This is a genomic window from Pseudomonas sp. P7759 (assembly GCF_013386445.1).
GTDB lineage: Bacteria > Pseudomonadota > Gammaproteobacteria > Pseudomonadales > Pseudomonadaceae > Aquipseudomonas > Aquipseudomonas azotoformans_A.
The window spans coordinates 55,183-77,002 of record NZ_JACART010000027.1 but is presented as its reverse complement, the minus strand read 5'-3'; the positions used below and the strand labels follow the sequence as shown (position 1 = coordinate 77,002).

The 21,820-nt window shown below is 60.6% G+C and carries 21 protein-coding genes and 1 tRNA gene; 13 read left to right on the top strand and 9 right to left on the bottom strand.

Annotation, left to right across the window (positions count from 1 at the left end; translation table 11 throughout):
- Positions 1–130 precede the first annotated feature (130 nt).
- A complete protein-coding gene (locus HX823_RS20960) occupies positions 131–1,315 on the top strand; it encodes a thiolase family protein (protein ID WP_177076434.1) in 1,185 nt (394 codons plus the stop codon).
- Positions 1,316–1,385: 70 nt separating this feature from the next.
- The gene (locus HX823_RS20955) at positions 1,386–2,342 is read left to right on the top strand and encodes a DMT family transporter (RefSeq protein WP_038847411.1); all 957 of its coding nucleotides are present in this window, start codon (positions 1,386–1,388) and stop codon (positions 2,340–2,342) included.
- Here HX823_RS20955 and HX823_RS20950 read toward each other — a convergent pair.
- On the bottom strand, positions 2,339–3,721 hold the full coding sequence (locus HX823_RS20950) for a class II fumarate hydratase (RefSeq protein ID WP_038847408.1): 1,383 nt from the start codon (positions 3,719–3,721) through the stop codon (positions 2,339–2,341). The genes HX823_RS20955 and HX823_RS20950 overlap by 4 nt on opposite strands.
- A gap of 193 nt (positions 3,722–3,914) precedes the next feature.
- Between HX823_RS20950 and HX823_RS20945 the strand changes: the two genes are divergently transcribed.
- The 7 genes from HX823_RS20945 to HX823_RS20915 all read left to right on the top strand — a co-directional run bounded on the left by HX823_RS20945 (position 3,915) and on the right by HX823_RS20915 (position 11,611).
- Positions 3,915–4,433: a DUF2059 domain-containing protein gene (locus tag HX823_RS20945; protein WP_010567461.1), complete on the top strand. Its 519-nt coding sequence runs from the start codon at positions 3,915–3,917 to the stop codon at positions 4,431–4,433.
- A 6-nt stretch (positions 4,434–4,439) separates the two neighbouring features.
- Complete coding sequence (locus tag HX823_RS20940) at positions 4,440–4,736, top strand: BolA family transcriptional regulator (protein ID WP_038847405.1); 297 nt, start codon at positions 4,440–4,442, stop codon at positions 4,734–4,736.
- A 118-nt stretch (positions 4,737–4,854) separates the two neighbouring features.
- The gene (locus HX823_RS20935) at positions 4,855–5,796 is read left to right on the top strand and encodes a rhodanese-related sulfurtransferase (RefSeq protein WP_038847404.1); all 942 of its coding nucleotides are present in this window, start codon (positions 4,855–4,857) and stop codon (positions 5,794–5,796) included.
- 36 nt (positions 5,797–5,832) lie between these two features.
- Positions 5,833–6,435: a DsbA family protein gene (locus HX823_RS20930; RefSeq protein WP_177076472.1), complete on the top strand. Its 603-nt coding sequence runs from the start codon at positions 5,833–5,835 to the stop codon at positions 6,433–6,435.
- Positions 6,428–8,230, top strand: coding sequence for an ABC transporter ATP-binding protein (locus HX823_RS20925; RefSeq protein ID WP_038847399.1), 1,803 nt, complete (start codon positions 6,428–6,430; stop codon positions 8,228–8,230). The genes HX823_RS20930 and HX823_RS20925 overlap by 8 nt, the downstream gene beginning before the upstream one ends.
- Before the next feature lie 71 nt (positions 8,231–8,301).
- Positions 8,302–10,764: an EAL domain-containing protein gene (locus HX823_RS20920; protein ID WP_177076432.1), complete on the top strand. Its 2,463-nt coding sequence runs from the start codon at positions 8,302–8,304 to the stop codon at positions 10,762–10,764.
- A gap of 79 nt (positions 10,765–10,843) precedes the next feature.
- A complete protein-coding gene (locus tag HX823_RS20915; protein ID WP_218169931.1) occupies positions 10,844–11,611 on the top strand; it encodes a TenA family transcriptional regulator in 768 nt (255 codons plus the stop codon).
- Positions 11,612–11,632: 21 nt separating this feature from the next.
- On the opposite strand, the gene HX823_RS20910 is transcribed toward HX823_RS20915, so the two are convergent.
- Both HX823_RS20910 and lldD read right to left on the bottom strand, forming a co-directional pair.
- Positions 11,633–12,559 (bottom strand): GGDEF domain-containing protein, encoded by a 927-nt coding sequence (locus HX823_RS20910; RefSeq protein ID WP_177076428.1) that lies wholly within the window; start codon positions 12,557–12,559, stop codon positions 11,633–11,635.
- Between the two features lie 309 nt (positions 12,560–12,868).
- Positions 12,869–13,999, bottom strand: a complete 1,131-nt coding sequence (gene lldD, locus HX823_RS20905; RefSeq protein ID WP_177076426.1) for an FMN-dependent L-lactate dehydrogenase LldD — start codon at positions 13,997–13,999, stop codon at positions 12,869–12,871.
- A 101-nt stretch (positions 14,000–14,100) separates the two neighbouring features.
- Between lldD and HX823_RS20900 the strand changes: the two genes are divergently transcribed.
- Both HX823_RS20900 and HX823_RS20895 read left to right on the top strand, forming a co-directional pair.
- Positions 14,101–14,997 carry a LysR family transcriptional regulator gene (locus HX823_RS20900; RefSeq protein WP_177076424.1) on the top strand — a complete coding sequence of 299 codons (897 nt, stop codon included), beginning with the start codon at positions 14,101–14,103 and terminating at the stop codon, positions 14,995–14,997.
- Between the two features lie 60 nt (positions 14,998–15,057).
- Positions 15,058–15,133, top strand: a tRNA-Asn gene (locus HX823_RS20895).
- A 58-nt stretch (positions 15,134–15,191) separates the two neighbouring features.
- On the opposite strand, the gene HX823_RS20890 is transcribed toward HX823_RS20895, so the two are convergent.
- The 6 genes from HX823_RS20890 to HX823_RS20865 all read right to left on the bottom strand — a co-directional run bounded on the left by HX823_RS20890 (position 15,192) and on the right by HX823_RS20865 (position 18,804).
- Positions 15,192–15,491 (bottom strand): antibiotic biosynthesis monooxygenase, encoded by a 300-nt coding sequence (locus HX823_RS20890; RefSeq protein WP_038844338.1) that lies wholly within the window; start codon positions 15,489–15,491, stop codon positions 15,192–15,194.
- Positions 15,488–16,468, bottom strand: a complete 981-nt coding sequence (locus HX823_RS20885; RefSeq protein WP_038844335.1) for a zinc-dependent alcohol dehydrogenase family protein — start codon at positions 16,466–16,468, stop codon at positions 15,488–15,490. Before HX823_RS20885 ends, HX823_RS20890 begins: the two co-directional genes overlap by 4 nt.
- A gap of 77 nt (positions 16,469–16,545) precedes the next feature.
- Positions 16,546–16,848 (bottom strand): helix-turn-helix transcriptional regulator, encoded by a 303-nt coding sequence (locus tag HX823_RS20880; RefSeq protein WP_038844333.1) that lies wholly within the window; start codon positions 16,846–16,848, stop codon positions 16,546–16,548.
- A gap of 90 nt (positions 16,849–16,938) precedes the next feature.
- The gene (locus tag HX823_RS20875) at positions 16,939–17,169 is read right to left on the bottom strand and encodes a DUF2790 domain-containing protein (RefSeq protein ID WP_177076422.1); all 231 of its coding nucleotides are present in this window, start codon (positions 17,167–17,169) and stop codon (positions 16,939–16,941) included.
- A gap of 16 nt (positions 17,170–17,185) precedes the next feature.
- Complete coding sequence (rclC, locus tag HX823_RS20870; RefSeq protein WP_033900974.1) at positions 17,186–17,761, bottom strand: reactive chlorine resistance membrane protein RclC; 576 nt, start codon at positions 17,759–17,761, stop codon at positions 17,186–17,188.
- A 122-nt stretch (positions 17,762–17,883) separates the two neighbouring features.
- Positions 17,884–18,804 (bottom strand): LysR substrate-binding domain-containing protein, encoded by a 921-nt coding sequence (locus HX823_RS20865; RefSeq protein WP_038844328.1) that lies wholly within the window; start codon positions 18,802–18,804, stop codon positions 17,884–17,886.
- Positions 18,805–18,977: 173 nt separating this feature from the next.
- Here HX823_RS20865 and HX823_RS20860 point away from each other — a divergent pair, with 173 nt between their 5' ends.
- Both HX823_RS20860 and HX823_RS20855 read left to right on the top strand, forming a co-directional pair.
- Positions 18,978–20,240, top strand: coding sequence for a dicarboxylate/amino acid:cation symporter (locus HX823_RS20860; RefSeq protein ID WP_177076420.1), 1,263 nt, complete (start codon positions 18,978–18,980; stop codon positions 20,238–20,240).
- Complete coding sequence (locus HX823_RS20855; RefSeq protein ID WP_177076418.1) at positions 20,237–21,688, top strand: amino acid racemase; 1,452 nt, start codon at positions 20,237–20,239, stop codon at positions 21,686–21,688. The genes HX823_RS20860 and HX823_RS20855 overlap by 4 nt, the downstream gene beginning before the upstream one ends.
- Positions 21,689–21,820: the final 132 nt, after the last annotated feature.

The following is a 21,820-nucleotide window of genomic DNA, read 5'->3' as shown; positions in this document are numbered from 1 at the left end:
CGCCACAACGAGCTCACTGGCCACAGGGTGCCCATGCTTTTGCATACGCCGGGTGAATGATCGTCGCGATTGACGGGAGCTGGATCTATCCTCGATCCATCTCCCCACAACCACAAGATCGAGGTAGCCCATGCGTGAAGTAGTGATCGTCGACAGCGTGCGAACCGGCCTGGCCAAATCCTTTCGCGGCAAGTTCAACCAGACCCGCCCGGATGACATGGCGGCCCATTGCGTCAACGCGCTGCTGACCCGCAATGGCATCGACCCGGCGACGGTGGAGGACTGCATCGTCGGCGCCGGCTCCAACGAGGGCGCACAGGGCTACAACATCGGGCGCAACGTGGCAGTGTTGTCGAAACTGGGCACCGGCACGGCCGGGATGACCCTCAACCGTTTCTGCTCGTCGGGCTTGCAGGCGATTGCCATCGCGGCCAACCAGATTGCCTCCGGTTGCAGCGACATCATCGTTGCCGGTGGCGTCGAATCCATCAGCCTGACGATGAAAAGCGTCAACACCGACAACCTGATCAACCCGCTGCTGAAAGAGCAGGTGCCGGGTATCTACTTCCCCATGGGCCAGACTGCCGAGATCGTCGCGCGTCGCTACAGCGTCAGCCGCGAAGAGCAGGACCTCTACGCCCTGCAAAGCCAGCAACGCACTGCCCAGGCTCAGGCCGACGGTTTGTTCAACGATGAAATCGTGCCGATGGCGGTCCAGTACAAGGTCGAAGACAAGAACACCGGTGCAGTGCAGGTGCTCGAAGGCGTGGTTGACCGTGACGACTGCAACCGCCCGGACACCACCCTGGCCAGCCTGCAAGGCCTGAAACCAGTGTTTGCCGAGGACGGTTCGGTGACGGCGGGTAACTCCTCGCAGCTGTCCGACGGCGCTTCGATGACCCTGGTGATGAGCCTGGAAAAAGCCCTGGAGTTGGGGCTCAAGCCTAAGGCGTTTTTCCGGGGGTTCACGGTAGCCGGGTGTGAGCCGGACGAGATGGGCATCGGCCCGGTGTTCTCGGTGCCCAAGTTGCTCAAGGCCAAGGGCTTGCAAGTGGCGGACATCGACCTGTGGGAACTCAACGAAGCCTTCGCGTCCCAGTGCCTGTATGCGCGTAATCGCCTGGAAATCGACAATGCCAAGTACAACGTCAATGGCGGCTCGATCTCCATCGGGCACCCGTTCGGCATGACCGGTTCGCGGCAGGTGGGGCATCTGGTACGTGAGTTGCAGCGGCGCAATCTGCGTTACGGCATCGTCACCATGTGCGTGGGCGGCGGCATGGGGGCGACCGGGTTATTCGAAGCGGTGCGCTGATCTTCGCTACACAAAGTGCGTCGGGTGCCCCTAGAATGCGGCTCCACTTCCTCTGGCTTCTGGGGCACTCATGCACATCTCTTCCGGCCGCTGGGTCTACGGTTTTCTCCTGACCCTGCTGACCGCGCTGCTCTGGGGCATTCTGCCGATCAAACTCAAGCAAGTGCTGCAGGTGATGGACCCGATCACCGTCACCTGGTTTCGCCTGATCGTGGCCGGCAGTTGTCTGTTTATCTACTTGGCGCTGACCAAACGCTTGCCCAGCCGCAAGGTATTGGGCCCCAAGGGCGGTTGGCTGGTGGGCATGGCGGTGTGTGGCCTGGTGGGCAACTACGTGTTGTACCTGGTGGGCCTGAAGATGCTCAGCCCCGGCACCGCGCAGCTGGTGGTGCAGATGGGGCCGATCTTCTTGATGATCGCCAGTGTGTTTGTGTTCAAGGAGCGGTTCAGCCGCGGGCAGGTGTTGGGGTTGTTCGTGTTGATCGCAGGCTTTGGCCTGTTCTTCAACCAGCGCCTGGAAGAGTTGCTGACGTCCCTTGGCGCCTATACCGCCGGCGTGCTGACCATCCTGCTTGCCACTTCGATCTGGGTGTTCTACGCCCTGGGCCAGAAGCAACTGCTGACGGTGTGGAATTCGCTGCAAGTGATGATGGTGATCTACCTCACCTGCGCGTTGTTGCTCACGCCTTGGGCGCATCCCCTTGAGGCCTTGGACCTGAGCCCGCTGCAAGGCTGGCTGTTGCTGGCGTGCTGCATGAATACCCTGGTGGCCTATGGCGCCTTTGCCGAAGCGTTGGCCCACTGGGAAGCATCGCGGGTCAGTGCGACGTTGGCGCTGACACCGCTGGTGACTTTCGTGGCTGTGGCCCTGGCGGCGTGGCTGTGGCCCGAGTATGTGCAGGCCGAAGAGATCAACGCCCTGGGCTATGCCGGGGCGTTGGTGGTGGTGTTGGGCTCGGCGACCGTGGCGCTGGCGCCGTCGTTGCTCGCCGGGCTCAAGGCCCGGCGGTTGCGCATGGCGTCCTAGGCACCGAGCATGTCTTGCGGGCGAACCCACTGGTCGAATTGCTCATCGGTGAGGTAGCCCAGGTCCAATGCGGCCTCGCGTAGGGTCAAGCCTTCGGTGTAGGCCTTCTTGGCGATTTCCGCCGACTTGTCGTAGCCGATGTGCGGGTTGAGCGCGGTCACCAGCATCAGCCCGCGCTCCAGGTGCTCGGCCATCTGCACGGGGTCAGGCTCAAGCCCGGCGACGCAATGTTCCTGGAAGTTGTTGCAGCCATCGGCCAGCAGGCGGATGGATTCCAGCAGGTTGTGGATGATCACCGGCTTGTACACATTCAACTGCAAGTGCCCTTGGCTGGCGGCGATGCCGATGGTCACGTCATTGCCCAGCACCTGGCAGGCCAGCATCGACAGCGCTTCGCACTGCGTCGGGTTGACCTTGCCCGGCATGATCGAACTGCCGGGCTCGTTGGCCGGCAACTTCACCTCGGCCAAGCCGGTGCGCGGGCCGGAGCCCAGCAGGCGCAGGTCGTTGGCGATTTTCATCAGGGCCACTGCCAGGGTTTTCAGCGCACCGTGCAGGGTCACCAACGGTTCGTGGCCGGAAAGGGCGGCGAATTTGTTCGGCGCGGTGACGAACGGCAAGCCCGACAACGCCGCCAGCTCGGAGGCAATCGCCTCGCCAAAACCGTGGGGCGCATTCAGCCCGGTGCCAACGGCCGTGCCGCCCTGAGCCAACTCGCACACGGCGGGCAGTGCGGCGCGAACGGCGCGTTCGGCGTAGTCAAGCTGGGCGATGAACGCCGAAAGCTCCTGGCCGAAGGTGATCGGCGTGGCATCCATCATATGAGTGCGGCCGGTCTTCACCAGCTTCATATGTTTGGCTGCTTGTTCAGCCAGGCCGCCGGAAAGCGTGGCAATCGCCGGTAGCAAGCGCTGATGCACAGCCTGGACCGCCGCGATGCTCATGGCGGTGGGGAAGCAGTCATTGGAGCTCTGGGAACGGTTGACGTGATCGTTGGGGTGCACCGGGCTCTTGCCGCCACGTTTGTTGCCTGCCAGTTCGTTGGCGCGGCCGGCGATCACTTCGTTGGCGTTCATGTTGCTCTGGGTGCCGCTGCCGGTCTGCCACACCACCAGGGGGAATTGGTCGTCATGTTGCCCGTCGAGCACTTCGTCGGCGGCTTGTTCGATCAGGCGGGCGATGTCGGCGGGCAAGTCGCCATTACGGTCGTTGACCCGTGCTGCGGCCTTCTTGACCAGGGCCAGGGCGTGCAACACCGCCAGCGGCATGCGCTGTTCGCCAATGGCGAAGTTCACCAGCGAACGTTGGGTCTGGGCGCCCCAGTAAGCGTCATCCGGGACGTGGACTTCTCCCAGGCTGTCGGTTTCGATACGGCTCATCGGGCACACTCCTTCAGGTCTGTTTGCGCAGTTTAGGCCTTGATCGACCGGTGGGGTTCCCTAAAAGACTTTTCATCGGGTTCATCCCTCGAGAATCCTTGTCCTACATGGCTTGGGGTTGAGCCATAAGGTTTTTTAGGCGCAGAATGGGCGCCCTTGGGGTCCGACCTCGCCTGCTAGAAAAGGAAACTCGATGACTCGTCTTCGTGCCATCTGTACCGCGGTTGCTCTGGTTTGCGCCAGCGGCCAAGTCTTCGCCGATACCGCCAGCCACAACGCCAGTGCCGAAGCCTTCCTTACCCTGGCCCATGCCGACAAGCTGGGTACCCCGGTGTACATGCAAGTGCAGCAAATGTTCGCCCAGCGCTTCGAACAGACCAAGGCGCCTGCCGCCAAGCAGTCCGTACTGGACAGCTACCAGGCCAAGGCCAACGCCGCCCTGGACCAGGCTATCGGCTGGCCGAAGCTGAAACCGGACATGGTCAAGCTCTACACCAGCAACTTCAGCGAATCCGAACTCAAGGACCTGGTTGCCTTCTACCAGTCGCCACTTGGCAAGAAAGTCCTGGAAAAAATGCCTCAGCTGACCCAGCAGTCGGCCCAGATGACCCAGGCCAAGCTGGAAAGCGCCGTGCCGGTGGTGAACAAGCTGTTGGAAGACATGACCAACGAGCTGACGCCTAAAGCCGCCGCCCCGGCCAAGAAGAAGTAAGCAGGAATGACCATGCAACAGCGTATCGAAACGGCGCTTGCCGCCCTGGGCACCGACCACTTGAGCGTGCTGGACGAAAGCCATATGCACAGCCGTGGGTTGCAGACCCACTTCAAGGCCGTGCTGGTCAGCCCGCAGTTCGAGGGGCTCAACCGCGTCAAGCGCCATCAGAAGGTCTACGCCACCCTGGGTGACCTGATGAGCGAATTTCATGCGCTGGCGCTGCATACCTACACGCCTGAGGAATGGGCGAAAATCGACGCAGCCCCGGCCTCGCCGACCTGCGCTGGCGGACATGACTGATGATCGGGTGTCTCTGACACCGGGCATTTGTTAGAATCCGCAACGCGCCGCTTAGCCGGCGCGTTTTTTTTGCATCCGGTTCACCCTTTACGAGGGTAGCCACCTGGAGAGAACACCCATGACTCAACCGATTGTCGTGGCGGCACTGTATAAGTTCGTCACCCTCGAAGATTACGTCGCCCTGCGCGAGCCGCTGTTGCAGGCGATGGTCGACAACGGCATCAAAGGCACTTTGCTGATCGCCGAAGAAGGCATCAACGGCACCGTTTCCGGCAGCCGCGAAGGCATTGACGGCCTGATGGCCTGGTTGAAGAACGACCCGCGCATGGTCGACATCGACCACAAAGAATCCTACTGCGACGACCAGCCGTTCTACCGCACCAAGGTCAAGCTCAAGAAAGAGATCGTGACCCTGGGCGTCGAAGGCGTCGACCCGAACAAGAAAGTCGGCACCTATGTCGACCCGCAGGACTGGAACGCGTTGATCAGCGACCCGGAAGTGCTGTTGATCGACACCCGCAACGACTATGAAGTGTCCATCGGCACATTTGAAGGTGCGATCGACCCGAAAACCACCAGTTTTCGCGAATTTCCCGACTACATCAAAGCCAACTTCGATCCGGCCAAGCACAAGAAAGTCGCCATGTTCTGCACTGGCGGCATTCGCTGCGAGAAGGCGTCGAGCTACATGCTCAGCGAAGGCTTCGATGAGGTCTACCACCTCAAGGGTGGCATCCTGAAGTATCTCGAAGAGGTGCCGCAGGCCGAAACCAAATGGCAGGGCGACTGCTTTGTTTTCGATAATCGCGTGACCGTGCGCCACGACCTGAGCGAAGGCGACTACGATCAATGTCATGCTTGCCGCACACCGGTGAGCGCCGAAGACCGCGCCTCCGAGCACTACGTGGCTGGCATCAGCTGCCCGCATTGCTGGGATAAGCTGCCGGAGAAGACCCGTCGCAGCGCGATCGACCGCCAGAAGCAGATCGAGCTGGCCAAGGCCCGCAACATGCCGCACCCGATTGGTTTCAACTACAAGCAAACTCCTTCCGAGGCCTGACCCATGTCCGCGCGCCTGCTCTATGTAATGGACCCGATGTGTTCCTGGTGCTGGGGGTTTGCCCCGGTGGCCGAGGCGTTGGTGGAGCAGGCCCAGGCGGCCGGCGTGGTACTGCACCTGGTGGTGGGCGGCTTGCGCACCGGCAGCGGCGCGGCGCTGGAGCCGACCACTCGGCGCTATATCCTGGAACACTGGCAGGCAGTCACCGACGCCACCGGCCAGCCGTTCAAGCGCGAAGGCGCGTTGCCCGACGGTTTTGTGTATGACACGGAGCCGGCGTGCCGGGCCATTGTCACCGCCCGCAGCCTGGCGCCGGACTGCGCCTGGAAGCTGCTGGGGCTGATCCAGCGTGCGTTCTATGTGGAAGGCCGCGACGTGACCCTCGCCAGCGTGCTGGTGGAACTGGCGGAACAAGCGGGTATCCCGCGTATCGAGTTTGCTGGCGAGTTTGACCGCGCTGAGCAGCATGCGGCTACGGCGGCCGACTTCACCTGGGTGCAGGACTTGGGCATCGCTGGTTTCCCGACGCTGCTGGCCGAGCGCAATGGTCAATTGGCCTTGCTGACCAACGGTTACCAGCCGCTGTCCGAGCTATCGCCTCTACTGGGCCGATGGCTGGAGCGAGCCACCTGTGCATGAACCCGCCCAGCGCACCGATCGCCTGACCTGGGCGGAAATTCGCCGCCTGGCCCTGCGTCACAAGAAATCACTGTGGATCGCCAATGGCGTCGCCGTGCTGGCGACCCTGTGCAGCGTGCCGATCCCGTTGCTGTTGCCGCTGCTGGTGGACGAAGTCCTGCTGGGCCATGGCGACGCTGCGCTCAAGGTCATGAATCACGCATTGCCGCTGGGCTGGCAGAAGGCGGCTGGCTATATCGGCCTGATGCTGCTGGTGACCCTGTTCCTGCGCTGTGGTGCGTTGGTGTTCAACGTAATGCAGGCGCGCTTGTTTGCGCGATTGGCCAAGGACATTGTGTACCGCATCCGCGTGCGCCTGATCGAGCGGCTCAAGCGCATTTCCCTGGGCGAGTACGAAAGCCTGGGTAGCGGCACGGTCACGACTCATCTGGTCACCGACCTCGATACGCTGGACAAATTCGTCGGCGAAACCCTCAGCCGCTTCCTGGTGGCCATGCTCACGTTGGTGGGCACCTCGGCGATCCTGGTGTGGATGCATTGGCAACTGGCGCTGCTGATCCTGTTGTTCAACCCGCTGGTGATCTACGCCACGGTGCAGTTGGGCAAGCGCGTCAAACACCTGAAGAAGCTGGAAAACGACAGCACCTCACGTTTTACCCAGGCGCTGACTGAAACCCTGGACGCGATCCAGGAAGTCCGCGCTGGCAACCGCCAGGGTTTCTTCCTCGGGCGCCTGGGCCAGCGTGCCCAGGAAGTGCGCGACTACGCAATACACTCCCAGTGGAAAACCGACGCCTCCAGCCGCGCCAGTGGTTTGCTGTTCCAGTTCGGTATCGACATCTTTCGCGCGGCGGCCATGCTTACCGTGTTGTTCTCCGACCTGTCGATCGGCCAGATGCTCGCGGTGTTCAGCTACCTGTGGTTCATGATCGGCCCGGTGGAGCAATTGCTGAACCTGCAATACGCCTATTACGCGGCGGGCGGCGCGCTGACGCGGATCAACGAACTGCTGGCGCGTGCCGATGAGCCGCAGTACGCCGGGGGCGAAGATCCCTTCGTGGGGCGTGAGACCGTCGGCATCGAAGTGCGCGGTCTCAATTTCGGTTATGGCGAAGATTTGGTGCTGGATCAGTTGAACCTGGCTATCGCGCCTGGAGAGAAGGTGGCCATCGTCGGCGCGAGCGGCGGCGGTAAAAGTACACTGGTGCAACTGTTGCTCGGACTTTATACGCCACAGGCTGGAACTATCCGCTTTGGGGGAGCCACTCAGCAGGAAATCGGCCTGGAGACCATTCGCGAAAACGTCGCCGTGGTGCTGCAACACCCGGCACTGTTCAACGACACGGTGCGCGCCAACCTGACCATGGGCCGTGAACGCAGTGACCAGGCCTGCTGGCAGGCACTGGAAATCGCCCAGCTGGATGCTACCGTCAAGGCATTGCCCATGGGCCTGGACAGTGTGGTGGGGCGTTCTGGGGTGCGGTTTTCTGGTGGGCAGCGTCAGCGCCTGGCGATTGCACGCATGGTATTGGCCGAACCGAAAGTGGTGATCCTCGACGAGGCGACTTCCGCCCTCGATGCTGCCACCGAATACAACCTGCACCAGGCGCTGGCGCGGTTCCTCAGCGGCCGTACTACACTGATCATCGCCCACCGTCTGTCGGCGGTTAAGCAGGCTGATCGAGTATTGGTCTTTGATGGCGGTCACATTGCTGAAGACGGGGACCATCAACAGCTGATTGCTGACGGTGGGTTGTACGCCAAACTCTACGGGCACTTGCAACAAGTTCGTTGATTTAGCCTAGGCTGAGCTATCGGAAGCGGTTTTTCGCGTGCGTATCCAGCGGTGCATGTGCAAGGGGCTTCATGAAGCAAAAGCGGACTCTCGGAACGCCACGGCTGTTGGGCATTGTGTGGCCTTTTATCGCCGTCGTACTGTTCCAGGCATTGTTAGGCTGCGTCAGTCTCTACGTGCTGTCGGCAGTGCGCGGCTACGTGGCAGGCGAAAGTTTGTGGTCCAAGGGCCAGAAAGATGCCATTTATTACTTGACGCTCTATGCCGACAACCGTGACGAAACCACGTACCTCAAGTACCAGCAGGCGATCGCCGTGCCCCAGGGCGGGCATGAACTGCGCGTTGCGCTGGACCAATCCACGCCAGACCTCAGCGCTGCCCGCCTGGGCATCCTCAAAGGTGGCAACCACCCGGATGACGTCTCCAGTTTGATCTGGCTCTACCTCAATTTCCGCCATTTCAGCTACCTGGAAAAAGCCATCGAGCTATGGACGGTAGGCGATAGCTACCTGGTGCAACTGGATGACCTGGCCCGGGAGATGCACGGCGCGATCACCCGTGACCAGGTCAGTGCCAACGACGTACGTCAGTGGAAAGCCCATATCATCGCCATCAACGAAGGGGTGACTCCGGCGGCCAAGGCCTTCAGTGATGCCTTGGGCGAAGGCTCGCGGATGATCCTGCGGTTGCTGCTGATTACCAACCTGGCCACGGCCCTCGGCCTGATCGTACTGGCACTGTTGCGTACCCATAAGCTGCTGACCCAGCGCCACGCGTTTGCTGATGCGTTGCAGGAAGAGAAGGAGCGGGCGCAGATCACGTTGGAGTCGATTGGCGACGGGGTGATCACCACCGACGTCGACGGCGCCATCACCTACATGAACCCGGCTGCCGAGGCACTGACTCACTGGAATTCTGCCCAGGCCCAGGGTCTGCCCCTGGCTGCGCTGTTCAACCTGCTGGATGACAATGCCCAGCCAGACGGTTTTACCCTGATCGAACATATCGTCAAGGGCCAGCTCAGTGGCGGCAGCGAGCATTCCAAAACCATCCAGCGCCTGGATGGCAGTACGGTTTCGGTGACGCTGGTGGGCGCGCCGATCCGCAGTGCCGGCAAGGTGACGGGGGCGGTGCTGGTGCTGCATGACATGACCCAGGAGCGTCAATACATCGCCAACCTGTCCTGGCAGGCAACCCACGACGCCTTGACTGGCCTGGCCAATCGCCGCGAATTCGAATTCCGCCTGGAGCAGGTGCTGCACCCCACAGCACAGCATTTGGGCGAGCGGCATGCGTTGATGTTTCTTGACCTGGACCAGTTCAAACTGGTCAATGACACCTGTGGCCACGCGGCCGGTGATGAATTGCTGCGGCATATCTGCGCGCTGCTGCAATCGGACCTGCGCGAGGGCGACACCCTGGCGCGACTGGGCGGCGACGAATTCGGCATCCTGTTGGAGAACTGCCCGGCAGCGGTGGCGGAAAAGATCGCCGAGAGCCTGCGCCACACGGTGCAAAGCCTGCACTTTGTGTGGAAGGGGCGGCCGTTCATGACCACCGTCAGCATTGGTCTTGTGCACCTTGGGCACACCCCTACCACCCTGGAAACCTCACTGCGCGCCGCCGACATGGCGTGCTACATGGCCAAGGAAAAAGGCCGCAACCGCGTGCAGGTTTACCACGCCGACGACTCGGAACTGTCCCTGCGTTTTGGTGAAATGGCTTGGGTGCAGCGCCTGCACATGGCCTTGGAAGAAAACCGGTTCTGCCTTTACGCCCAGGAAATCTCGCCCCTGGGGCACACCGACGGAGGCGATGGGCATATCGAGATCCTGTTGCGCCTGCATGACGAAGCCGGTCGTATCATCTTGCCCGACAGCTTTATCCCGGCCGCCGAGCGTTATGGCTTGATGACGTCCCTGGATCGCTGGGTGGTCGAGAATGTGTTCAAGATCATCAATCGATGCATGCAGGAGCGGCCGGGGCGGCCCATGGCCATGTGTGCGATCAATTTGTCAGGCATCACTATTGGTGACGATGACTTCCTCGGGTTTTTACGTGAGAAGTTTCATACATACGCTATTCCGCCGGGCATGATTTGTTTTGAAATAACCGAAACCAGTGCTATCGCAAACTTAGGCAGCGCGATCCGCTTTATTAATGAACTCAAAGCCTTAGGCTGTCATTTTTCGTTGGATGACTTTTGTGCCGGAATGTCCTCATTCGCCTATCTTAAACATTTACCTGTAGACTTCCTGAAGATCGATGGAAGTTTCGTAAAGGATATGCTGGACGACCCGATTAACCGCGCGATGGTCGAAGTGATCAACCACATCGGCCATGTCATGGGTAAGCGCACAATTGCTGAATTTGTCGAGACACCGCAAATCGAACAGGCATTACTCGAAATTGGTGTGGATTACGCTCAGGGCTACCTGATTGAACGACCGCAATTGTTTACCTTTGATAGCTTGCAGTGTCGACCTGTGCGGCCGCAGCCTCTGTTATTCAAGGCGCCCGGCACATTCCGCTGAAACATTTGCTGGTCTGTACAATCACACTTAAAAAGGAGCCTTAACAGTGATCGACACATTCATCAGAACCGGCCCGCTTATGGAAGCCTCGAGTTACCCGGAATGGGCTCAGAAACTGATCCTGGACTGTAGCGAGAGCAAGCGCCGCGTTGTCGAACACGAACTGTACCAGCGCATGCGCGACAACACGCTCAGCGCCAAGACTATGCGCCACTACCTGATTGGTGGATGGCCCGTGGTGGAACAGTTTGCCTTGTACATGGCACAGAACCTCACCAAGACCAAATTTGCCCGCCATCCTGGGGAGGACATGGCGCGCCGCTGGCTGATGCGCAATATTCGCGTGGAACTCAACCACGCCGACTATTGGGTGCATTGGGCCCGTGCCCACGGCGTGAGCCTGGAGGAGTTGCAGGCCCAGAACGTACCGCCGGAACTGCATGCACTGAGCCATTGGTGCTGGCACACCAGCTCTGCCGATTCGCTGATCGTGGCCATTGCCGCGACCAACTATGCGATCGAAGGCGCTACCGGGGAATGGTCGGCGGTGGTGTGTTCTACCGGCGTCTATGCGGCGGCTTTTCCTGAAGAAGAGCGCAAGCGTGCGATGAAGTGGCTGAAGATGCACGCGCAGTACGATGATGCTCACCCATGGGAAGCACTGGAGATCATCTGCACCCTGGCCGGGCTGAACCCGACCAAGGAACTGCAGACGGAGCTGCGCCAGGCCGTGTGCAAGAGCTACGACTACATGTACCTGTTCCTGGAAAGCTGCATGCGCCTGGAGAAAGAAAAAGCCCCAGCCGTGGCGCGCGAGCGCCAGGCGCGGGTCGCCAGCGAAGCGTGATGTAACGGGAGTGGCGGGGCTTTACCCCGCCATTGCCAGGCGGTTACGGCCTTCGCGCTTGGCCACGTACAAGGCGCTGTCGGCCCGGCGCAGCAGGCTTTCGGCAGACTCGGCGGCCAGCAAGGTCGAGCAACCCAGGCTCACCGTCAATTCGATCCGCGTGTCATCCGCCCAATAATCCTGGGCCTGTGCCGCTTGGCGCAGTCGTTCACCGACCATCGCCGCCGCATCGCGACCCGTGTTGGACAGCAGGATCAGAAACTCTTCCCCGCCAAACCGGAACACCATGTCCACATTACGCAATTGGCCCTTGATTGCCCCGGCGACGGCGCGCAGTACCTTGTCGCCAGCGGAATGGCCGTAAGTGTCGTTGATGGTCTTGAAGTGATCGATGTCCAGCATCAGCAACGACAACGGGTTGAGGTGCCGGCGCGCCATGTCGATTTCCCGTTGCAGGGTCTGGTCCATGGCGATGCGGTTACCGGTTTCGGTGAGCGGATCGCGCAAGGCGCTGCGGGTGGCGGCGCGGTAGAGCAGGGCGTTGCGCATCGGGTAGAGCAGGGTGGCCAGCAGGGATTCGAGTTGGCCAAGTTCTTCTTCCGCCAGACGCTGATTGCGGCGAAAGATCAGCTCGCCCAGGTGCTCACCTTCATGGCTCAGGCTATAACTCACTGAATGGTGGCCGCGGTGGCCGAACTCCAGGCGCAAATCGCTGGCTTGATGGCGGTATAGCAAGGCGTCCAACGGCACCAGGCGCTGGATCTCGCGAAAGAACACAGCGAGGATGCGTTCCGGCTCCAGGCTGGTCTGCAATTGCAGGCCCAATTGTTGTCGGAGTTGCGCAAGGGTGGTGGGACGGCGTGGGACGAGGGATGGCTGACCAAACCCCAGGCGTTGCAATTTGGCACTGTCAAAGTCAATTGCGTTGGTCTGGGTAGGTGTTTTCATAAGCGATCGGCCTCTAAGCACTTGGCTGTCTTACAGGCTCGATGAGAGTGGCGAGTGCCAAGCGTCTTACTGTTCCTTCAGTTCCGTAAAACATGGGTAACAGTCTAGACCGCTTTGCAATGGGTTATAACCCCTGGGCACTGCCGCACGTCTTGTCATCGCTAACCTGCTTGAACAGGGTTAGAGCGAGATTCATGCCAAATACGATCAACTTAATAAAAAGGCTTATAAATCAAGCGACTGTTTTTACCGCAAAATACAGTCGCTGAATGATGACGCCAGTTAATTGGCAACTAAGCTCCAGCAGAATCAGACTAGGGTAGTTCGGTCAATGTGTTCGATGGAGGTAACTCCGGTGAGGGTCATCGCCACGCGCATTTCCTTGGCGAAGATATCCAGCAGGTTTTCCACCCCGTGCTGGCCGTCGGCGGCCAGCGCATAGGCCGTGGCGCGCCCCAGCAGGCAGGCCTTGGCGCCCAGGGCCAGCATGCGCACCACGTCCAGTCCGGAACGGATGCCGGAGTCCACCAGCACCGTGAGATCGTCGCCCACCGCATCGGCAATCGGTGGCAGGGCTTTGGCGGTGGACAGCACGCCGTCCAGCTGACGGCCGCCATGGTTGGAGACCACGATGCCGTCAGCGCCGAAACTCACCGCGTCCTTGGCGTCCTGCGGGTCGAGAATACCTTTGATGATCATCGGGCCTTTCCAGAATTCGCGGATCCATTCCAGGTCTTTCCAACTGATGGACGCGTCGAAATTGTTCGCCAGCCAACCGATGTAGTCTTCCAGGTGGGTGGGTTTGCCCAGGTACTTGGAGATATTGCCCAGATCATGTGGCCGGCCCATCAACCCGACATCGAAGGCCCATTGCGGCTTGGTGACGGCTTGCAACATGCGCCGCTGTGCCGCGAAAGGACCGGACATGCCCGAGTGCGCATCGCGATAACGCGCGCCGGGCGTGGGCATATCCACGGTAAACACCAGTGTGGTCACCCCGGCGGCTTGCGCACGCTCCAGCGCATTGCGCATGAAACCACGGTCCTTGAGCACATACAGCTGGAACCAGATCGCCTGGGCGCTCTGCGATGCCACCTCTTCAATCGGGCACACCGACACCGTCGACAGGCAGAACGGAATGCCTTTGTTCGCCGCTGCCTTGGCCGCCTGCACTTCACCACGTCGTGCGTACATTCCGGTCAGGCCCACCGGGCTGAGGATCACCGGCATGTCCAGCGCCTGGCCGAACAGCGTGGTCTTCAGGCTCAGGTTGTCCACATTGCGCAGGATGCGCTGGCGCAGGCTGATCTCGGCCAGGTCCGAACTGTTCGCGCGCAACGTGTGTTCGGCGTAGGCGCCGCCGTCGATGTAGTCGAACAGGAAGCGCGGCAGCTTGCGCTTGGCGGCTGCACGGTAGTCGGAGGCGGACGAGATGATCATTATTGGGGGCTCCACAAGGCAAGGTGGGTTCAGGATAGGTAATTCTCTGGCATGATAAAAACAACTTTTATCGCTGGTAGCCAGTCGCCAAAGGAATACTGATGAACCTGAGAACGTTGCGCGCCTTTGTCGAAGTGGTGCGCCAGGGCGGCTTTTCCCAGGCTGCCGAGGTGGTGTCCCTGACCCAATCTACCGTGAGCAAGGCGGTCAAGACCCTGGAAGATGAATTGGGCACGCCGCTGCTTAACCGCCTCGGCCATCGCAACGAACTCACTGCCGCCGGTGAAATCGCCTACCGCCGTGCCTTGGTGCTGCTCGCCGAGCGCAACGATTTGGTGGCCGAGATCAACGACCTGCGGGGTTTAAAGCGTGGCGTGCTGCGTATCGGCCTGCCGCCGGTAGGATGCGGTGTGCTGTTTGCGACGATGTTTGCGACCTACCGCCGGCGCTATCCGGATATCGACATCGAACTCACCGAGTACGGCAGCAAAAAGTTGCGCGAATGCCTGGAGGCGGGGGAGGTTGACCTGGCGGCGCTGCTGCTGCCGGTCGACGAAGACTTCGACTACCAGCCCGTGCGCAATGAGCCGCTGATGGCTGTGTTGCCCATCAGCCACCCTTTGGCCCAGCGCAATCGCATCGACTTCACCGACCTGGCGGATTCTCCTTTCATCTTGTTCGAAGCCGGCTTCGCCCTCAACGCGAAGATCCTTGCCGCCTGCGAGCGCAAAGGTGTCACCCCGAAGGTGACCGCACGCAGCGGGCAGATCGACTTCATCATCGATCTGGTCGCCGCCGGACTGGGCGTGGCCTTTGTGCCACGCATGCTGGCACACAAACATCAACACGCTGGCATCGCCCTGATCCCCTTGGACGAACCCCACACAGACTGGCACATCGCCCTGGCCTGGCGCGCCAGCGCCCACCTGCCACCGGCCGCTTTGGCCTGGCTGGAGTTGGCCAGGGAACACGCCGCTTCAACCGGTCATCCGATTTAATCAAGCCGAATGCCCGAAAAGGTTTGACTTATCCTTTTTAATCAGTAACATACGGCGCATTCCGCGATAGCTCAGTTGGTAGAGCAAATGACTGTTAATCATTGGGTCCCTGGTTCGAGTCCAGGTCGTGGAGCCAGATAGCGACATAAAGAAAAGCCTGCAGCGATGCAGGCTTTTTTTTGCCTTGGATTTCTCTAGGCGCTGAACCCCGCTCCCTCCAGGTGATACACCTGCGGCTCCTGCGTAAAAAACGCCTCCAGCCCCAACATGAACTCCCGATGATCCTCACTCGCTTCAAACCCCGGCGTGTGGTCCTCAAGCGATTCCCAGCGCACAATCAGATTGAATCGCTCAGGTGTTTCGATCCCTTGCGCGAGCATGTGGCCCAGGTAGCCTTTCGCACGGGCGAGCAGTGGCGTGACTTCGGTAAATGCGCGTCTGAACGCATCGATGTGCTCTTTTTGAACTGGGAGTACGGCGATCTCGTAGATCATGGCTTCGCTCCGGCAGTGGGCTCGACGGCGATTGCGATTTTGCCCTGTAGGCCGTTATTGGCACTTTCCAGCCGCGCATGGGCGAGTCCGATGTCGGCCAACGCATAGACGGCGCCGACATGGGGGCGCAGCTGACCCTGTGCGACCAAGGTACTCAACTCATCCAGCTTGCCGCGATTCTGCCGCGTGAACACAAAATGGTAACTCGCATTCTTGCCCCAGGCCTGAACCAGGTTCTGTGGCTGGGCGATGTCCACGATCGAGACCACGCGGCCCAGTTGTGCGAGTGCATCAGGGCTGCGGGCGAGTGTGTTGCCGCCGATAGTGTCGAACACCACATCGACGCCGCGTCCGTCCGTTTCCCGCAGGATGGCGTCGATGTAGTCCTCCTTCTCGTAGTCGATGATCACATCCGCGCCCATGCTCCGTGCGAATGCTGCGTTGGCTTCGCGCACGGTGGTGAACACCTTGGCACCGATGGCCTTTGCCAGTTGGATCGCGATATGGCCCACACCGCCAGCACCCCCGTGTATCAGGATACTTTCCCCCACCCGCAGTGCTGCGCGCACGGTCAGCGCTTCCCAGGCCGTCCCGCCGACCAGGCTCAGGCTGGCCGCTTCCAAGTGACTCAGGCTGGGCGGTTTTTTCCCGATAATGCTTTCGGCCGCCACGTGGTATTCGGCATAACTGCCAGGGCCGTCGAAGATCTGCGGGGTGTACCAGACTTCGTCGCCGGGTGCGAAGTGCTTCACGCCCGGCCCGATGGCCTCGACAACGCCGGAGACGTCGTGGCCGGTGATGGCGGGGAGGGGCACCCAGTCGGCATAGTCGCCACGCCGCACCTGATAATCCAGCGGGTTGATAGAAGTTGCATGGACCCGCACCAGTACCTGTCCTGCCTGCGGCACCGGCGTGGGCACTTCGCAGTGTTCGAACGAATCCGGGCCGCCAAATGAGTCAAGCATCATCGCTTTCATTGCATTACCTCGTTTCAGTAATCGTGGGTTTCGGTAAAAAGGGATATCGGGAATTCTCGATATTATGGGATAAAAAATTACAGCTCCTTGCCGATGATTTCAGACAGGGCGCTGATGGTTGCTTCGTTACGCTTGTAGTAGGTCCACTGGCCGATGCGCCGCGTTTCGATCAAGCCCGCGCGGTGCAGCGTCGCCAGGTAATCCGACACGGTCGACTGCGACAGCCCGACGCCTTCCTGGATACTGCTGACGCAGACGCCCACGGTATGAACGTCCCCTTCATCCTGCGGGGGGAAGTTCTTTTCGGGATCCTTCAAACCTTTCAGGATTTCGAGTCGAGTTCGGTTTGAGAGCGCTTTGAATATTTCGAGTAGGTCCATGGTGTGAGGATATCGGGATTTACCGATATGTCAATCTGGAAATGTAGAAAGCCTGCAACGATGCAGGCCTCTAGGATTTCCCTGATTCCTTCAGTTTGTACATCCGCTCCCCATCACCAGATAGCTCGCAATATGCCGTACACCCTGCGAGTCGTCGTAGACCCACTCCACGGGAACCACACCGCAGACCTGACTGGTGTCGGTGACGCTGATGGTTTTGGCCACATCCAGCGGTACGCCGGTCTGGGCGCTTTCGATGGCAGGTGCGGCGAAGGCGTTGCTGAATACAAAAGCAAGGGAAAGCGCGGCTAACATTTTCATGATGAGGCTCCAGGATTCAAAGGGAATGTTCTTGCAGTAAGCGCCGAGCGGAATCGGCCATGATGGGCAGGGCGCCGGCGAGCATCAGCACATCCTTGAGCACCAGCCGGCCGCCGCCAGAGAGGTAAGGGAACCCGTGCTGGGCATCGCCCGCCGCACTCACCCACGCTTCAGGGGTGGTGATCAGAAAACTCAAGGTCACCAGTGGCGTGGCAAAGGCGAGGGCGCCGCCGAGCAGGCCGGTCTTGCGCGAGAGCGGGTTGGAGAGCACCAGCAGGCCGATCAGGATTTCCACCGTGCCCAGCCCGTAAGAGAAGGCGTAAGTGTGGTTGGCCGTTTGCCAGGCACGTTTGTCCTGGTCCAGTTCACCTTCGTGAGTCAGGTGTGTCTTATAGTCCTGCGGCTGCTGGTAGAAGAACGACAGGAATGGGCTGTTGGCGACAAAAGGAGTAATGCTGTCGGCTTCGTAGGGGGCGAACTTCAGCGCGCCGATCCACAGGAAGACGATGCCAATCGCCAGGCGCATCAGGTGGGTGCCGAGGGTGTCGAGCTTGCCGACCGCACGCAGGCCGGCGTTGAATGAATGCAACATGAGGACTTCTCCAGTCATTCCACGGTGTGTGAGAACGTGGGAGAAGTGTGCGGTTTTGCCGGGGGGAGCCTTGTTGCGTAAGGCTCAGGTTTTTGTCTGATCGTCTCAAAGATGGGGGCGTATCAAATGTCGGGCGCTCCTGCGCGCCAACCTTCCAGCGTCCTCCACAACTTCCTCATCGTCGGGTTCTGGTTTTCAATCGCGCAATACGAGCGAATCTCCAGCCGCGTACTCCATTCCTCTCCCCCGGCACGCACCAGCAGCCCGCGTTCCAACTCATCCACCACCGCGCTTTGCGGCAACCACGCCACGCCATAGCCCTCGATGGCCATGCGCATCAGCAGCATCGCCATGTCAGCTTCATAGCAGCGTTCCAGCAGCGCGGGAGCAGGGCCATTCTTGATCACGATTTCCGCCACGCGCCCCAGGAATGTCGTGGCGGTGTAGGCCAAATGCGGGACGGGTTTGCCTGTGTTGCCCGGCAGGCGATACAGCGGTCGGCCACGCTTGTCCGGGGCGCACAAGGGGATGAACGCATCGTGCCCCAAGGCCAGGCTGCCAAAGCGTTCCGCGTCCAGCAGGATCGGCGCCAGCGGGTGGTGGTAGACGATCATCAGGTCGCAGCTGCCTTCTTCGAGCGCAATCACCGCATCATGAATATTCGCCGCCACCACCCGTGCATTGAACTGCTCAGTGTGTCGTTGGAATTGCGCCAGCCACTTGGGCAGGAACGTCATCGACAGGCTGTGGCCGGCGGTCACCTGGATCGAGCGCCCCGGCATGCGTTCCACTTCGCGCAGGCTGGCGCGCAGGCGCATCAGGCCGGCGAGGGCGTCGCGGCTTTCGCTGCAGAAGGCGACGCCCGCAGCGGTAAGTTGCACCGGATAGGTGCCACGGTCGACCAGTTCGACACCCACCCATTCTTCCAGTGAGCGAATACGCCGCGACAAGGCCGATTGCGTCACGCAGCGCACTTCGGCGGCGCGGGAAAAGTTCTTCCACTCGGCAATGGCCAAGAGGTCGTCCAACCATTTGATCTGCATGCCGGCTCTCCAGGCGATGAGCCTTGAGTGTATGCCGCAGCGCCCAGGCGGGGCTGGGCTTTTTACAAACTATTCCAAAAGCGCATGGGGTTAGCCGGATTACTCATCATGGTGGTCGGGGGCTGTCCCTAGAATCCTCGGCATACAACAAAAGCCATCCGAGGGCCGCACCTGTGAACAAGAACAAACTCCCCCGTCGCATTGCAGTCGGCATCGCCCTGGGCGTGCTGGTGGGATGGGCATGTCACCACTATGCCGGCAGTGAGCAGGCCGCCAAGGAATTGGCCGGGTACTTTTCGATGGTGACCGACATCTTTTTGCGCATGATCAAGATGATCATTGCGCCGCTGGTGTTCGCCACCCTGGTGGGCGGCATCGCTAGCATGGGCAGTTCGCGTTCGGTGGGGCGAATCGGGATGCGCGCGATGCTGTGGTTTGTCACGGCGTCGCTGGTCTCGCTGATGCTCGGCATGGCGCTGGTCAACCTGTTCCAGCCGGGTGCCGGGTTGAACATGCAGGTGGTGCAACACGCGACGGCGGCGGTGCCGGTCAACACTGGCGACTTCAGCCTCAAGACCTTTATCAGTCACGTGTTCCCGCGCAGCATTGCCGAGGCGATGGCCAACAACGAGATCCTGCAGATCGTGGTGTTTTCGCTGTTCTTCGGCTTCGCGCTGGCGGGCGTCAAGCGTGCCGGTTACACGCGCATCACCGACACCGTCGACGAACTGGCCAAGGTGATGTTCAAGATCACCGATTACGTCATGGCCTTCGCGCCAATCGGTGTGTTTGCCGCCATTGCCTCGGCAATCACCACCAACGGCCTGGGCCTGCTGGCGGATTACGCCAAGCTCATCGCCGAGTTTTATCTGGGGATTGTGTTGCTCTGGGTGTTGCTGTTCGCCGCTGGCTACCTGTTTCTTGGGCGTTCGGTGTTCACCCTTGGCAAGCTGATCCGCGAGCCGATCCTGCTGGCATTCTCCACGGCCAGCAGCGAGTCGGCCTACCCGAAAACCATGGAGGCCCTGGAGAAATTCGGCGCGCCCAAGCGCGTCTCCAGTTTCGTGTTGCCGCTGGGCTACTCCTTCAACCTTGACGGCTCAATGATGTACCAGGCGTTCGCGATCATGTTTATCGCCCAGGCCTATAACATCGACCTGAGTTTCACCCAGCAACTGCTGATTCTCCTGACGCTGATGATCACCAGCAAAGGCATGGCCGGCGTGGCGCGGGCCTCGGTGGTGGTGGTAGCGGCGACCTTGCCGATGTTCAACCTGCCCGAGGCCGGGTTGCTGTTGATCATCGGTATCGACCAGTTCCTCGACATGGCGCGCACCGCCACCAACGTGGTGGGCAACAGCATCGCCACGGCGGTGGTGGCGAAATCCGAGACAGAGGAAGAACCTGCCGAGCTGCCGCAAAGGGTGCGCACATGACCACCACTTCCCGATTGGGCATCGTCGGCGGGCTCGGCTCGCTGGCGGGCGGCGATCTGTTCTACAAACTGGTCAAATCCAGGGCCGTGCTGGAGGACCAGGGCCGCTACCACTTCCTGTTCGAGCAGCACCCCTTCAAGGATGTGCTGTTGCCCCTGGACCGCCACGCGAGCATGACCGCGCGCAAGTTCTATGTGTTCCAGGTGTGCAAAACCTTTGAAGACAGCGGCGTGGATGCGGTACTGCTGCCGTGTTTCGCCAGCCAGACCTTTCGTGAGGAAATCCAGCAAGAACTCGGCATTCCCGTGCTGGACATGATGCAGGCACTTGTCCGGCACATCCTGAGCAGTGTCGCACCGGGCACCACCCTGGGCGTGATTGCATCGGACTTCGTGCGCCACGCTGGTTTGTTCGAACAGCACCTCGGCCAGCACTTCAACCTGGTGTATCCGGAGGACCACGCCCAGGTCGCGTTGATGGAGGCTATGTATGGCGTCAACGGCATCAAGGACGGCCACCTCGACGGCGTGCCGCTGGAGTCGGTGTACCAGGCGTGCCTGTCATTGCAAGGGCAGGGCGCCACGGTGATCGTGCCGGGCATGACCGAGCTGTCGCTGGTGTGCGGCGACCTGCAACGGCGCGGCATCGGTGTGCTCGATATCAACCAGATCTACGCCGAGTTCGCCACCCAGGCCGACGGCCCGAGGCGCCAGCCGCCGTTCAAACTGGGCATCGTCGGTGGCGTCGGCCCTGCGGCCACCGTGGACTTCATGGGCAAGGTGGTCGCCCACACACCGGCTGGCAAGGACCAGGATCATATCAAGATGGTGGTGGAGCAGAACCCACAGATCCCTGATCGCACCGCCAACCTGTTGCGCGACGAAACCGACCCCACCCTGGCGCTGTACGCCACCTGCAAACGCCTGGAAAGCGCTGGCGCCCAAGCCATCGCGATCCCGTGCAACACCGCCCATGCGTTTGTCGAACGCATCCAGGCGCATTTGCGCGTGCCCATCGTCAACATGCTCAGCGAAACAGTGGAGTGGATCGTGAGCACCTACGGCAGTGGCCAGGCGGTTGGCCTGCTGGCGACCTCCGGCACCCTGCAAAGCCAGGTCTACCACCAGGCGGCGCGGCGTTCTGGGTTGCAACTCATCACACCCGGTTTCGATTACCAGGCGCTGGTGATGAAAGCGATTTATGGCGAGCGGGGTATCAAGGCTGGGTTTATCGAGGGCGTCTGCCGCGAGCAATTGCTGCTGGCGGCAGAGCATTTGTGTGAGCAGGGGGCGAGGGTGTTGATTTTGGGGTGTACGGAGTTGCCGTTGGTGTTGGCGCACAGTGAGTCGTTCCGGGTCGGCAACTATCGCGTTGCCTTGGTGGACCCCACCACAATTCTTGCGCGACGTTGCATCGGTCTGTCTTCAGATGGTCGCAACACTGTGTGAAACCTGGGGTAGGCGCCGTTAGGGCGCCCAATGATTAACAGTCATTTGCTGACAGCTGAGGGCGCCGATCGGTAAGTTTAACCCGTTTCTTTTGTTCCAGACCGCTGCCGGGCAAGGGCTGGTTTTGTACAT